Source organism: Streptomyces sp. NPDC021115, assembly GCF_044333065.1.
Taxonomy (GTDB): Bacteria; Actinomycetota; Actinomycetes; order Streptomycetales; family Streptomycetaceae; genus Streptomyces.
Genome location: NZ_JBIRQF010000002.1, coordinates 172485 through 185360, shown reverse-complemented (window position 1 = coordinate 185360; position 12876 = coordinate 172485). Strand labels below are relative to the sequence as shown.

The 12876-nt window shown below is 72.3% G+C and carries 14 protein-coding genes and 1 pseudogene; 8 read left to right on the top strand and 7 right to left on the bottom strand.

Going from position 1 to position 12876, the window contains the following annotated elements; genetic code table 11:
• Window positions 1-507: 507 nt before the first annotated feature.
• The 4 genes from ACH4TL_RS06510 to ACH4TL_RS06495 form a co-directional block, all read right to left on the bottom strand.
• Window positions 508-1239, bottom strand: a complete 732-nt coding sequence (locus ACH4TL_RS06510) for an SDR family oxidoreductase (RefSeq protein WP_398310997.1) — start codon at window positions 1237-1239, stop codon at window positions 508-510.
• A 2-nt stretch (window positions 1240-1241) separates the two neighbouring features.
• Window positions 1242-1673 carry a cupin domain-containing protein gene (locus ACH4TL_RS06505; protein ID WP_398311000.1) on the bottom strand — a complete coding sequence of 144 codons (432 nt, stop codon included), beginning with the start codon at window positions 1671-1673 and terminating at the stop codon, window positions 1242-1244.
• Between the two features lie 76 nt (window positions 1674-1749).
• The gene (locus tag ACH4TL_RS06500) at window positions 1750-2415 is read right to left on the bottom strand and encodes a nitroreductase (protein ID WP_398311003.1); all 666 of its coding nucleotides are present in this window, start codon (window positions 2413-2415) and stop codon (window positions 1750-1752) included.
• A gap of 135 nt (window positions 2416-2550) precedes the next feature.
• On the bottom strand, window positions 2551-3036 hold the full coding sequence (locus ACH4TL_RS06495; RefSeq protein WP_398311006.1) for a MarR family winged helix-turn-helix transcriptional regulator: 486 nt from the start codon (window positions 3034-3036) through the stop codon (window positions 2551-2553).
• Window positions 3037-3116: 80 nt separating this feature from the next.
• On the opposite strand from ACH4TL_RS06495, the gene ACH4TL_RS06490 reads away from it, so the two are divergent.
• A complete protein-coding gene (locus ACH4TL_RS06490; protein ID WP_398311616.1) occupies window positions 3117-3596 on the top strand; it encodes a GNAT family N-acetyltransferase in 480 nt (159 codons plus the stop codon).
• Between the two features lie 483 nt (window positions 3597-4079).
• On the opposite strand, the pseudogene ACH4TL_RS06485 reads toward ACH4TL_RS06490, so the two are convergent.
• A pseudogene (locus tag ACH4TL_RS06485) lies at window positions 4080-4466 on the bottom strand (EamA family transporter); the annotation flags it as partial.
• A gap of 7 nt (window positions 4467-4473) precedes the next feature.
• Window positions 4474-5070 carry a MarR family winged helix-turn-helix transcriptional regulator gene (locus ACH4TL_RS06480; protein WP_398311009.1) on the bottom strand — a complete coding sequence of 199 codons (597 nt, stop codon included), beginning with the start codon at window positions 5068-5070 and terminating at the stop codon, window positions 4474-4476.
• 98 nt (window positions 5071-5168) lie between these two features.
• Between ACH4TL_RS06480 and ACH4TL_RS06475 the strand changes: the two genes are divergently transcribed.
• Together ACH4TL_RS06475 and ACH4TL_RS06470 are read left to right on the top strand one after the other, a co-directional pair.
• Complete coding sequence (locus ACH4TL_RS06475; RefSeq protein ID WP_398311619.1) at window positions 5169-5951, top strand: MBL fold metallo-hydrolase; 783 nt, start codon at window positions 5169-5171, stop codon at window positions 5949-5951.
• Window positions 5948-6568 carry a DedA family protein gene (locus ACH4TL_RS06470; RefSeq protein WP_398311012.1) on the top strand — a complete coding sequence of 207 codons (621 nt, stop codon included), beginning with the start codon at window positions 5948-5950 and terminating at the stop codon, window positions 6566-6568. The genes ACH4TL_RS06475 and ACH4TL_RS06470 overlap by 4 nt, the downstream gene beginning before the upstream one ends.
• Before the next feature lie 110 nt (window positions 6569-6678).
• On the opposite strand, the gene ACH4TL_RS06465 is transcribed toward ACH4TL_RS06470, so the two are convergent.
• Window positions 6679-8316, bottom strand: coding sequence for an FAD-dependent oxidoreductase (locus tag ACH4TL_RS06465; protein ID WP_398311015.1), 1638 nt, complete (start codon window positions 8314-8316; stop codon window positions 6679-6681).
• 160 nt (window positions 8317-8476) lie between these two features.
• On the opposite strand from ACH4TL_RS06465, the gene ACH4TL_RS06460 reads away from it, so the two are divergent.
• From ACH4TL_RS06460 to ACH4TL_RS06440, 5 genes are all read left to right on the top strand, one after another.
• On the top strand, window positions 8477-9625 hold the full coding sequence (locus tag ACH4TL_RS06460) for a SchA/CurD-like domain-containing protein (protein WP_398311018.1): 1149 nt from the start codon (window positions 8477-8479) through the stop codon (window positions 9623-9625).
• Between the two features lie 65 nt (window positions 9626-9690).
• Window positions 9691-10098 (top strand): cupin domain-containing protein, encoded by a 408-nt coding sequence (locus ACH4TL_RS06455; RefSeq protein ID WP_398311021.1) that lies wholly within the window; start codon window positions 9691-9693, stop codon window positions 10096-10098.
• Entirely contained in the window at window positions 10095-11354 is a 1260-nt protein-coding gene (locus tag ACH4TL_RS06450; RefSeq protein ID WP_398311024.1) for a beta-ketoacyl-[acyl-carrier-protein] synthase family protein, read from the top strand. Before ACH4TL_RS06455 ends, ACH4TL_RS06450 begins: the two co-directional genes overlap by 4 nt.
• Entirely contained in the window at window positions 11351-12619 is a 1269-nt protein-coding gene (locus ACH4TL_RS06445) for a ketosynthase chain-length factor (RefSeq protein WP_398311027.1), read from the top strand. Before ACH4TL_RS06450 ends, ACH4TL_RS06445 begins: the two co-directional genes overlap by 4 nt.
• The gene (locus ACH4TL_RS06440) at window positions 12619-12876 is read left to right on the top strand and encodes an acyl carrier protein (protein ID WP_398311030.1); all 258 of its coding nucleotides are present in this window, start codon (window positions 12619-12621) and stop codon (window positions 12874-12876) included. Before ACH4TL_RS06445 ends, ACH4TL_RS06440 begins: the two co-directional genes overlap by 1 nt.

The window sequence follows — 12876 nt, the reverse complement described above, 5'->3', positions numbered from 1 at the left end:
CCGTGACAGCGGCAACGTCTTCCCACGGACGTGGGAAGAGGGAGGTCAGCGCATCGGGGGCGCCGCCCGACCACCCCACGCCGGAAAGGCAGGGGCATGCGTCGTCCGGCGTGCGGGTCCGGAAGCCCGGGTGCTCTCCGAGCAGGCCAAACGGATTCGACTTCGCGCTCTTGACGATGGCCACCCGGGGGTTCTCCGGTACCGGGCTCCCGGGATCCCGGGAGCCCGGGCGGTGAGTTCGGCGGGCCACGAAGCTCCCGGATACAAGCCGACCGCTTCGCTCTTCATGCGCACCGTCGCGTCGAACCCCCGAGGGCCGGTGACCCGGACGGCGACGTCGTCGCTTTCCTTGCCGTCCCCCGGCGTGACGGGAACACCGCTGGGCACCGCCGCCGCGGAGGGTTCGGGCGGTGCCGCGGTATGCGACGGCGGTGCCGTGGCAGCGCTCGAACCGCCCCCGTCGGCGCCGCAAGCGGCGGTGAGGGTGCTTCCCCTCCCATGACCTGCTCAGGACAGCCAGTCGGTGTAATGCGTGGGCGCGAGGCGGGCGTCTGCCTTGGTGGTGAGGACGTCGCCGGGGACGGCGGCGAACATTCCGGCGGTGTCGTCCAGGACGACCGTGCGGCTGTCGGACCGGGCGTCCAGGGTGATCCGGCCGAGTTCGTCGAGGGTGAAGACGTCGGGGCCGCCAATGGCGCGGGTGCCGTTCAGCGGGGCGCCGACGGCGGCTTCGGCGACGGCGTCGGCGACGTCCTGCGCGGCGATCGGCTGGATCGGCGTGGCGGGCAGGCGGACGGTGTCGCCGTCGGTGGTCCAGGACAGGACCGCGTCCATGAACTCCATGAACTGGGTGGCGCGGACGATCGAATACGGAATCGGCCCGGCCTTGAGGATGTCCTCCTGGAGGACCTTGGCCCGGTAGTAGTCGAGTTCGGGCACGAGTTCCGCGCCGACGATCGACAGAATGACGACGTGCCGCACACCGCTCTTCTGGGCGGCGGCCAGAAGGTTGTCCATCGAGGTCCGGAAGAAAGCCTCGGAGGCGTCGTCGAAGGTCGGGGAATTCGTCAGGTTGATGACGACGTCGGCACCGGCCACCGCCTCCTCCAGCCCCTTTCCGGTGACGATGTCGACCCCGGTGGAGGGTGAACACGGCACGGCCTCGTGGCCCGCCGCGCTCAGTTTCCGCACGACCTTCGATCCGATCAGGCCGGTACCGCCGACAACTGCGATCCTCATGGTCATCCTCTCTTCCGCGGAGCGCGTCGCTCCTTGCGCCGGGCCAGTTCCTCGTCGTCGACCAGGGTCAGCATGGGCTGGCCCGGGGCGCACAGCATCGTCACGACGAAACGGCTCCAGGAATCTGTTCGGTTGTTCCCGTCCTGGTAATGGATGACATCGCCACCCGGCTCCCAGAACGTCTCTCCGGCCTTGATCACCCGCTCCGGCTCGCCTTCCAGCTCGAAGAGCATTTCCCCTTCGAGCATGTATCCGAATGCGGGTCCTGAGTGCCGGTGGGGCGGGGTCCCCGGGTCTCCCGGGGGGAATTCGACCAGAACGGTCATCGCCTCGACTCCCTCCGGGACGAAGGGCGGCTTTGCCGTCTGGAGCGTGGTCAACGCGTTCTTCCACGCGTCGGACCGTGGCTTTTCGCTCGGCTCATTGCTCGACATGAGTCATAAGTAAAGACTGGCAGTGACCTTCTGGCCGTGACGACCCGCGCGAGCATTTTCGGCGTTCGCCCACTGACTATCCCCCGATGAACGCGACTGTCTCGGCGAGCGGCGCCCGGCCCGTGCGGGTGTCGTCCACCGCGAAGTCCTCGTACCCGAGCGACATGCCGCAGAAGAGGACCAGCTCGTCCGGGGGCGACAGCACCTCCGCGACGGTCCGGTGGAACTTCGCCCACGCCATCTGCGCGCAGCTGTGCAGTCCTTCGGCGCGGAGCAGCAGCATGACGGTCTGGAGGTACATGCCGACGTCGGACCACTGGGCCGGGCCCAGGTCGCGGTCGATGTAGCAGAACAGGGCGGCGGGCGCGCCGAAGCAGTCCCAGTTCGCGGACGCGGCCCGCTGGCGCGCCTCCAGGTCCTCGCGCGCGATGCCACGTGCGCCGTAACGCTGCTCGCCGAAGGCGGACCGGCGTTCGCGGTACGGCGACTTCAGCGCGGGCGGGTACTGCTCGTACTCCGGCTCGTCCCAGGGGTCGCCCACGGCCAGCCGCTCACCCGCGCGCTTCTTCAGCTCCGCCAGCGGTCCGCCGGTCAGCACGTACACGTGCCACGGCTGGAGGTTCGACCCGGACGGCGCCCACGCCGCGGCGGACAGCACACGCTCCAGCGTCTCCCGCGGGACGGGCCGGTCGGTGAAGCCGCGCACCGCGCGTCGGCTGGTGACCGCCTCATAGACGTCCAAGATCGCCCACCTCTCAGCTGTTCGACCCACCATGTTTCGTTACACTCGCAACAGTATCACTCGATACCATCTCGTGCGAGACCACTTCTGCAGAGACCACTGCCGTCGAGAGCACAGCCAGGGAACTCGTGGCGCCTACGCCTCGTCGTCCGCGGGATGGGCGAACCGGGTCAGCAGATCCGTCAGCCGCTCCGACTCACCGGTGCCCAGTCCGGCCACCAGTCGCTCGGCCAGCGGCTCAGCCGCCACATGGGCCGCGTCGAAGACCTCGACGCCCTGCGGCGTGATCTCCACCGCCCGCACCCGCCGGTCCCCCGGGACGGCCTTGCGCACGGCCAGACCCTTGCGCTCCAGGTCGTCCACGATGCGCATGATCCCCGCCTTGTCCGACCCCGTCGCCGTCGCCAAGTCCCGCTGCACGGTGGGCCCTTGGTTGACCAGCACGATCAGCACGGAAAAGTGCCGCAACTCGATACCGAACGGCCGAAGCGCCTCCGCCATCACCGCGGCCACGCGCGCGTGCGCCCGCCGCAGCAGCAAGCCGAGAGCGAAGGGCGACTCGTCCCCGGGGCGGTCCGTCGCACGCGAAACGGTGCGTTTGCGGGGAACGTCAGCGGTCATCTCCGCGACGGTATCACGTGAAATCAACCGCGGCAGCTCGGGTGAGCTGGGACAACGCCCCTCGGTGCAGACTTGAGGACATGAGCGGACCCAGAGTGCGACTGCGTGCGGTGGACCGGGACGATCTCCCGGTCTTCTTCGACTACCACCGCGACGCGGAGGCCAACCGGATGGCGGCCTTCACCGCCGAGGACCCCGACGACCGGGGCGCCTTCGACGCGCGCTGGGACCGGATCCTCGGCGATGACGCCGTGGTGAAGCGGACGGTGCTGTACGACGGGCGGGTCGCCGGGAACGTGCTGGGGTTCGAGCAGTACGGCGATCCGTCCGTCGGCTACTGGATCGGGCGCGAGCACTGGGGCAAGGGCATCGCCACCCGCGCGCTGGCCGCGTTCCTGGAAGAGGTGCCGACGCGGCCCCTGCACGCCCGGGTCGCGGTGGACAACGCGGGCTCGCTGCGGGTGCTGGAGAAGTGCGGGTTCCGGATGGTCCGGGAGGAGCTGGCGTTCGCGGTGGCGCGGGGACGGGAGATCGGAGAGCTGGTGATGGTCCTGGGGTGAGGGCGGTCGGCCCAGGGCGATGAGCGCGAGGGCCGCCGCCGCGCCCAGCAGCCCGGCCGCCTGGGTGCGGGTGATCCGCTCCCGCAGCACCGTCAGCCCCAGCAGCACCGGCACCGCCGGATGGAGCGCGGAGAGCACGACGGCGACCGACAGCAACTCCCGCCGGGCGGCCAGCAGATAGAGGACGGTGGCGAGCGTGCCGAGGGACCCCGCGGCGGCCGCGGTGACGGCGGCCCGGCGGGGCAGCCGCACGGGCGCGCCCACCGCCGGGAGCAGCGCCAGGATGACGGCCACCGACAGCACGCGGCTGACCGCCACCGGCCACCACCCGGCATCGGCGGGGACGCGGGCGAGCGCGAAGAAGTGCACGGCCAGCCCGAGCCCCGCGACGACGGCCATGGCCGAGGGCGCGGTGCGCTGACCGGTGTGTGCGTGCTCGACGCCGCCGTGTGCGTGTTCACCGCCGCCGCGGGAGATCAGCCAGAGGGCCGGGAGGGCCAGGGCCATGCCGGTGAGGGCCTGGGGTGAGGGGCGGTCACCCAGGAGGGCGATCCCCGCCGCCACCGGGACGCCTACGGCCGTGATGTCGCTGACCGGGACCACCACGCTCATCGGGCCGGTGTTCATCGCCCAGTACGGGCAGGCCACCCCCACGCCCGTGCCCACCCCCGACAGGGCGCCCCACGCCAGGGCCGAGGGCGGGGCCGGGGCGGCGTGGGTGAGGGCGACGGGGACCAGGCTCACCGCCGTACCGCCCGTCTGGGCGCAGGCGGCGACCGTCACGCCGTGGTGGCGGCGGGAGACCAGGCCGCTGAGGAAGTGGGTGGTGCCGAAGCACAGCGCGGAGGTGAGGGCGAGCAGTTCACCCATCGCGGGCTCACCCCTCCCGGGCGGCCTCGCGCTCGGCGGCCGCCGCCCGGTCCGCGGCGCCGACCGGGCAGCGGGCACCCCCGTGGGTGCAGGCGTCGCGGTCGCACATGCGGCACATCCGGTCGGCGGCGCCGCAGCCCTGGTAGAGGCCGTCGAGCAGCTTGGCCAGCAGTCGGCCGAAGTCGCGCAGCTCGGTCCGGTCCAGTCCGTTCAGCACCCCGGCGAGGTGGGAGGTGCGGGCGGTCAGCAGATGTTCGGCGGTGCTGCGCCCGTGGGAGGTGGGGTGGACGCCGGTCCAGTTGCCGACCGTACGCCGCCGCTCGACCAGCCCTGACCGCTCGAGACCGTCGACCATCCGCACCGCGGCGGACTGGGTCAGGCCCACCCGGCGGCCCAGTTCGGTCACGCTCACGCCGGGCCCTGCGTGCAGGACGATCAGGGCGGCGGCCGCGCTCATGCTGAGGCGGGAGGCGGCGGCCGGTGCGGTGAGCAGGTCGTCCGTGACGGCCAGCGCCGCGGCGCCGAGCAGATTCGCCACGCGTTCGATGTCGGGCCCGGTATCGGTATCGGTCGCGGTGTCGGTTGTGGAGTCGGAGCCATGCATGACTCATGCATACCACTTGCGGGCTGACTGCAAACGAGGGACACCGGGTGAGAGGATCGGAGCGGACGGTGTGGTACGTGCGCGACGGGAGGCACCGCGTGTCGGTGGAGATCACCTGGTGGGGGCATGCCACCGCGACCGTGCGGGACTCCGGCGTGACGGTGCTGACCGATCCCCTCTTCGTACGGCGGCTGGCCCATCTGCGGCGCCGCCGCGGGCCCGTGCCGCCGTCGGACGCGGCGGTGGCGGACGTCGTGCTCGTCTCGCATCTGCACGCCGACCATCTGCACCTCGGCTCGCTGGCCCGGCTGTGGCCCGGCACCCGGCTGGTCGTGCCGTACGGCGCCGGGCGGGCCGTGCCTGGGCTGCGGCGGGTGGCAGCGGCGGGCGATCTGCGGGTCACCGAGGTGCGGCCCGGCGACGAGGTGACCGTCGGCGACGTACGGATCCGGGCCGTGCCCGCCGCCCACGACGGTCGCCGTCTGCCGTTCGGGCCGCACCGGGCGCCCGCGCTCGGGTACGTGCTGTGCGGCGAGGCCACGACGTACTTCGCGGGCGACACCGGGCTGTTCGACGCGATGGCGGACGCGGTCGGCCCGTGCGACGTGGCGCTGCTGCCGGTCGGCGGCTGGGGCCCGTACCTCGGCCACGGCCATCTCGACGCGGGCCGCGCGGCCCAGGCGCTGGCCCGGCTGGGGGCGCGCAGCGCGGTGCCGGTGCACTACGGGACGTACTGGCCGATCGGGCTCGACGCGGTGCGGCCGCATGAATTCCACGCGCCGGGCGACGACTTCGTCCGCCACGCGGGGCGGCTCGCGCCCGACGCCTCGGTGCACCGGCTGCGGCACGGGGAGTGCGTGCGGCTGGAGCCCGCCAGGTGATAGGTGAACTGGCCCGTACGGTGCCGCCGGAGTCCACGCAGCAGGCGGTGGGCTACCCGTCGCTGTTTCTGCTGGTGGTGCTGGGGTCGCTGGTGCCGGTGGTGCCGACCGGGGCGGTGGTCAGCTCGGCGGCCGTGGTGGCCGTCCACCAGTCGTCGCCGTTCTCGCTGCTGTTCTCGTTCTGTGTCGCCGCGCTGGCCGCGTTCGCCGGGGACCTGGCGCTGTACTGGCTGGGGCGGCGCGGGGTGCGGTCCAGAGGCGGCTCGCGGTGGCTGGAGCGCATCCACGACCATGCGGCGCCGGAGCGGCTGGAGCAGGCGCGGACGAGGCTGAGCGAGCACGGGGTGGCGGTGCTGGTGCTGTCCCGGCTGATCCCGGCGGGCCGGGTCCCGGTGATGCTGGCCTGCCTGCTGGCCCGCTGGCCACTGCGGAGATTCGCCCGGGGCGCGGGGCCCGCGGCGCTGGCGTGGGCGGGGACCTACCAGGTGATCGGGCTGGTGGGCGGGTCGCTGTTCCGCGAGCCGTGGGAGGGGGTGGTGGCGGCCGTGCTCCTGACTGTGGCCGTCAGTGTGGCGCCGGGGGTTTGGCGCCGAGTTGTGCGGCGCGGCGCGGGTTAGGTGCGGGGGCTCCGCCCCCACACCCCCCGCTCCTCGATCTCCCCCAGCTACCGCTGGGAGGTGCCCCCGGGGGGCTGGATTTGGTGCACGTCCGCCCTCGCCCCCCGGTTTCAGCCACCGAGGCTCAAAACCTCCCGCAAGACCTCCGTCAGCAGCGCGTACGGGTCGGACGCCGCGCGTTCCGCGCGCCAGGCCACGAAGCCGTCGGGGCGGACCAGGACCGCGCCGTCAGGGGCCGTGCCGTGGAGGTCGGCCCAGTCGGTGCCCGGCTCGGGGGCCAGTTCGTGGTCGGGGTCGGTGCCGACGCGGTAGCAGTTGAGGGGGACGCCCAGGGCGTCGGCGGCGCGGCGGCCCGCCTCGTGCCAGGCGGCGCCGTCCGGCCCGGTGAGCAGCACGCAGGTGCGCTCGTACAGGTCGAGGGTGGAGAGCCGGACCCCGCAGCGGTGGACCCACATGTGGGGGGCGCGGCTGCCGGGTTCGGCGGTGATCTCGAAGCGGTCGGGGACGGCGGGGGTGGCCGGGTTGGCGCCGAGGACCGCGCCGTTGACGTAGTGGTAGCCCATGGCGACGGCCATGACGTTGCTCTGCGGGCCCGCGGTGGGCGGGGCGGAGTAGCCGGGGTGGCTGTGCTCGGCGGAGCGGGAGGCGGCCCGGGCGCTGGTGGCCCGGGCGACGGGCTGCCGCTCGGCGCCGTACGTGTCCAGCAGGCCGGGACCGGCCCAGCCGCCGAGGACGGCGGCGAGCTTCCAGGCGAGGTTGTGGGCGTCCTGGATGCCGGTGTTGGAGCCGAAGGCGCCGGTGGGGGACATCTCGTGGGCGGAGTCCCCGGCGAGGAAGACGCGGCCGGTGCCGTAGCTGTCGGCGACCCGCTCGGCCGCGTGCCAGGGCGACTTGCCGGTGATCTCGACCTCCAGGTCCGGCATGCCGACGGCGGTACGGATGTGCTGGGCGCAGCGCTCGTCGGTGAACGCCTCCAGCGGCTCGCCGTGCTCGGGGTGCCAGGGGGCGTGGAAGACCCAGTGCTCCTCGTTGTCGACGGGCAGGAGCGCGCCGTCGGCCTCGGGGTTGGTGAGGTAGCAGGCGATGAAGCGGCGGTCGCCGACCACGTCGGCGAGCCGCTTGGCGCGGAAGGTGATGGACACGTTGTGGAACAGCTCGCCGTGTCCGCTCTGGCCGATGCCGAGCGCCTCGCGCACCGGGCTGCGGGGGCCGTCGGCGGCGATGAGGTAGTCGGCGCGGACGGTGGAGCGGGCCTCGGTGCGGCGGTCCAGGATGACGGCGGTGACCCCGTCCTCGTCCTGCTCGAAGGAGAGCAGTTCGGTGCCGAAGCGGAGGTCGCCGCCGAGGTCCTGGGCGGCCTTGAGGAGCACGGGTTCGAGGTCGTTCTGGCTGCACAGACACCAGGCGGAGGGGCTGATACGGGCGGCCTTGCCGCCGGGGTCGATCTCCCGGAAGAGCCAGTTGTCCTCGGTTCCGGTGAGCGACGGGGTCTGCAGGATGCCGTGGTTGTCGGCCAGGACGGCCGCCGCCTCGCGGATCGCGGACTCGACTCCGGCGGTGCGGTACAGCTCCATCGTGCGGATGTTGTTCCCCCGCCCGCGCGGGTGGTGGGAGGTCCGCGGGTGCTTCTCGACGAGCAGGTGGCCGATCTCCAGACGGCCCAGGAACAGTGAGGCGGACAGGCCCACCAGGGAGCCGCCCGCGATGAGGACGGGCACGCGTGTCGCAGTGTCGGCAAGACGGTTCATCTTGCAGCTATGCCCGGTGTTTCCAGACCCGTTCGGGCCTCTGACCAGGCGTTCCCTCAGATGGCTCACAAATCTCGCGCCATACGTGGGAGCGCCCCACGATCGGTCTGACGGGCGGCGCGTCCAAGGAGGGACGCCGCCTCATGAGGAGGAGTGGAACATGAGCACCCTGCCCCGGACTCCACAGCCCACCACGACACCATCCACGACCACGCAGTCCTCGCTGACCGACTCGCGGCTGCGTGTGGTGCTGCTGCTGGACGTGCGCAGCGGTGCCGAGGAGCGGTTCCTGCGCGCGTACGACGAGTTGTGCCAGCAAGTGGCCTCGGTTCCGGGGCATCTCAGCGACCAGTTGTGCCAGTCGATCGAGGACCCCTCCAAGTGGTTGATCACCAGCGAGTGGGAGAGCGCCCCGCCCTTCCTGGCCTGGGTGGACAGCGAAGCGCACCGGGAGATGGTCAAGCCCATGCACGGCTGTGTGGAGGACACCCGGTCGCTGCGGTTCGGCATCCTGCGGGAGACCGACCACCGGACGACCTCCGGCCGGGGGCGGCTCCAGGCGGCCCCGCGGATCGGTGACGGGATCGTCCGGCATGCCTTGACGTTCACCGTGAAGCCCGGCGCCGAGAAGGACGTGGCGGCCATCCTGGCCGACTACACCTCCCCCGAGGCACGGGTGGACGACACCACGCGGCTGTGCCGGACCTCGCTGTTCATGAGCGGTAACCGGGTGGTCAGGGCCGTGGAGGTGAAGGGCGACCTGGTGGCGGCGCTGCGCCATGTGGCACGGCAGCCGGAGGTGCGCGCGGTCGAGGAGGCCATCAACCCGTATCTGGAGGAGGCCCGCGATCTGGACGACCCGGAATCGGCGCGGGAATTCTTCATGCGGGCGGCGCTGCACGCGGTGCACCACCAGGCGAGGACGAACGCGGCCGAATCGGAGCCCGCGGGTGCGGTGCGGCGGCACGCGCTGCTCTACCCGGTCAAGGAGGGCTGCGGCACGGCCGTCGCGCAGCTGCTGGCCCGCCAGGACGAGCTGGCGCTGGCCGATGCCGCCGGGAGTCCCCTGGTGAGCAGCACGATCTTCCAGCACGAGGACATCGTCGTCCGGATGGTCGACATGACGGCGCCGCTGGACCGGGACCCGGCCCTCGCGGTCGGTGTCGGCGGCAAGCGCGCCGCGGCCATGATGAGCCGTCTCATCGATCACGGCCCGGACCGGGATCTGTCCCACGAGGCCGGGCTGCGGCACTTCCTCGCGGACTGCGACATGGAGCCGGTCACCGACCGGCGGTCGACGGACTACTGACGTTCCCCGCTCGCCTTACCTCCCTTATGTCCCCCTGCCACGTTCCCTGTCCGGAGGCACCGATCATGACCACGCAGTCCCCCCACATCGTCGACCTCGCCGACGTCGCTCACAACACGCGGCGCGGCGGCGATCTGCGCGCCATGCTGACCCCGACCACGGTGGGCGCCACCAGCGGCTTCATGGGCCTGGCCCTGATGCGGCCGGGTGAGCGCATCGGTGAGCACTACCACCCGTACTCCGAGGAGTTCGTGTTCGTCGTCTGCGGCGACCTGGAGGTGGACCTGGACGGGACCGCGCACCAGCTGCGCCCCGACCAGGGCCTGCTGATCCCCCGCGACATGCGGCACCGCTTCCGCAACGTCGGCGACACCGAGGCCCGGATGGTCTTCCATCTGGGCCCGCTGGCTCCCCGTCCCGAGCTGGGGCACGTGGACACGGAGGCCACCGAACCTGCCGAGGCGTCATCGTGACGCGACGGGTGGCGATCACCGGGCTCGGCGTGGTCGCACCGGGGGGCATGGGTGTTCCGGCCTTCTGGGACATGCTCACCGCCGGGCGCACGGCGACGCGCGGTATCACGCTCTTCGATCCCGCGGGCTTCCGTTCGCGGATCGCCGCCGAATGCGATTTCGATCCGCTGGCCGCCGGGCTGGCCCCGGAGCAGGTCGAACGCTCCGACCGCTATGTGCAGTTCGCGCTGGCCGCCTCGCGTGAGGCCGTGCGGGACGCGGGCCTTGCGACGGGCGGCGAGCAGTGGCGTACGGGGGTGTCGCTGGGCACCGCGGTGGGCGGCACGACCCGGCTGGAGCACGACTACGTCGAGGTCAGCAACAAGGGCGAGTCGTGGAACGTGGACCACCGGCGGGCCGGGCCGCATCTGCACCGGGCGTTCTCGCCCAGCGCGCTGGCCTCCGGGGTGGCGGAGCTGATCGGGGCGCAGGGGCCGGTGCAGACCGTCTCGACGGGCTGCACCTCGGGTCTGGACGCGATCGGCTACGGCTTCCAGGCGATCGAGGAGAACCGGGCCGACGTGTGCATCGCGGGCGCCGCCGACTCCCCCATCTCCCCCATCACGGTGGCCTGCTTCGACGCGATCAAGGCGACCTCGGCCAACAACGACGACCCCGAGCACGCCTCCCGCCCGTTCGACGCGCGCCGGGACGGCTTCGTGCTGGGCGAGGGCGCCGCGGTGCTGATCCTGGAGGAGCTGGAGCACGCACGGGCCCGCGGCGCCCGGATCTACTGCGAGATCCGGGGGTTCGCCACCTACGGCAACGCGTACCACATGACCGGGCTGACCCGGGAGGGCCTGGAGATGTCCGAGGCCATCGACCACGCGCTCGGCCACGCCCGCGTCAACAGCTCCGACATCGACTACGTCAACGCGCACGGCTCCGGCACCCAGCAGAACGACCGCCACGAGACGGCCGCCGTCAAGCGTTCGCTGGGCGACCACGCGTACCGGACACCGATGAGTTCGATCAAATCCATGGTGGGGCATTCGCTGGGCGCCATCGGGGCCATCGAGATCGTGGCCTGCACCCTGGCCCTCGCGCACGGCGTGGTCCCGCCCACGGCCAATTACGAGAATCCCGACCCCGAGTGCGACCTGGACTACGTACCGCGCACCGCCCGCTCCCTGCCGCTGCGCCATGTGCTCTCGGTCGGCAGCGGGTTCGGCGGCTTCCAGTCCGCGGTGGTGCTCAGTCATGGGGGTACGTCATGAACGCGACCGTAGAGACGACCAGCAACGCCAGGAAGCACATCCGGGGCGCGGCGATCACCGGCATGGGGATCGTCGCACCCAACGGCGTGGGGACGGACGCCTTCTGGAAGGGAGTGCGGGAGGGGATCGCCTTCCTCGACCAGCTCACCCGCGAGGGCTGCGAGGACTTCCCGCTGCGGATCGCGGGCCAGGTCCGCGGCTTCGATCCGGGATCGGTGATCGAGGAGCGGTATCTCGTCCAGACCGACCGCTTCACCCACTTCGCGATGGCCGCGGCCGAGCTGGCGCTGGACGACGCGCGGCTGCCGCGCCGGGAGATGTCGCCGTTCGCGGTGGGCGTGGTGACCGCGTCCGGCTCCGGCGGCGGCGAGTTCGGCCAGCGCGAGCTCCAGCAGCTGTGGGGGAAGGGGCCGCGCTATGTGGGCCCGTACCAGTCCATCGCCTGGTTCTACGCGGCCAGCACCGGCCAGATCTCCATCCGCGGCGGGTTCAAGGGCCCGTGCGGGGTGGTGGCCAACGACGAGGCGGGCGGCCTGGACGCGCTCGCGCACGCCTGCCGCTCGATCCGGCACGGGGCGGACGCGATCGTGGTGGGCGCCGCCGAGGCGCCGCTCGCCCCGTATTCGGTGGTCTGCCAGCTGGGGTACGAGGAGATGAGCCTGGCCCGGGACGCGGGCCGGGCCTATCTGCCGTTCACCGCCGACGCCTGCGGCTTCGCGCCCGGCGAGGGCGGGGGGATGCTCGTCGTCGAGGAGGAGGGCGCGGCGCTGCGCCGCGGGGCCCGGGTGCGCGGCCGCATCCTCGGCCACGGGGCGACCTTCACCGGTCCGTCGATGTGGGAGCGGTCGCGGGAGGGCCTGGCGCAGGCCATCCGCGTCGCGCTGGACGAGGCCGGCTGCGCACCGGAGGAGATCGACGTGGTGTTCGCGGACGCCGTGGGCATCCCGGAGGCGGACCGCGCCGAGGCGCTGGCGATCGCCGACGCGCTCGGCGCGCACGGCCGCCGGGTGCCGGTGACCGCCCCCAAGACCGGTTTCGGCCGGGCGTACTGCGCGGCCCCGGTCCTGGACGTGGCGGCCGCGCTGCTCGCCATGGAGCACCGGGTCGTGCCGCCCACTCCGTACGTCACCGACGTCTGCCATGACCTCGACCTGGTCACCGGCAGTTCGCGCGCCGTGCGGGCGCGGACCGCGCTGGTGCTGAGCCGGGGGCTCATGGGTTGCAACGCGGCGCTCGTGCTCCGCGGCCCGGAAGGAGATATCTGATGACCAGTCAACTGTCCTACGGAGACCTGGCCTCGCTCATGAAGCGCTGTGCCGGACTGACCGTCGACCCGGAGCTGATGCGCACCCGGCCGGACTCCACGTTCGAGGAGTACGGGCTGGACTCGCTCGGCCTGCTCGCGATCGTCGGCGAGCTGGAGAACAAGTACGGCACCCCCATCGAGCCCGGCGCCGAGAGCTCCAAGACCCCCGGCGACTTCCTCGACGTCATCAACACCTCAATCACCTCGGGAGCCTGA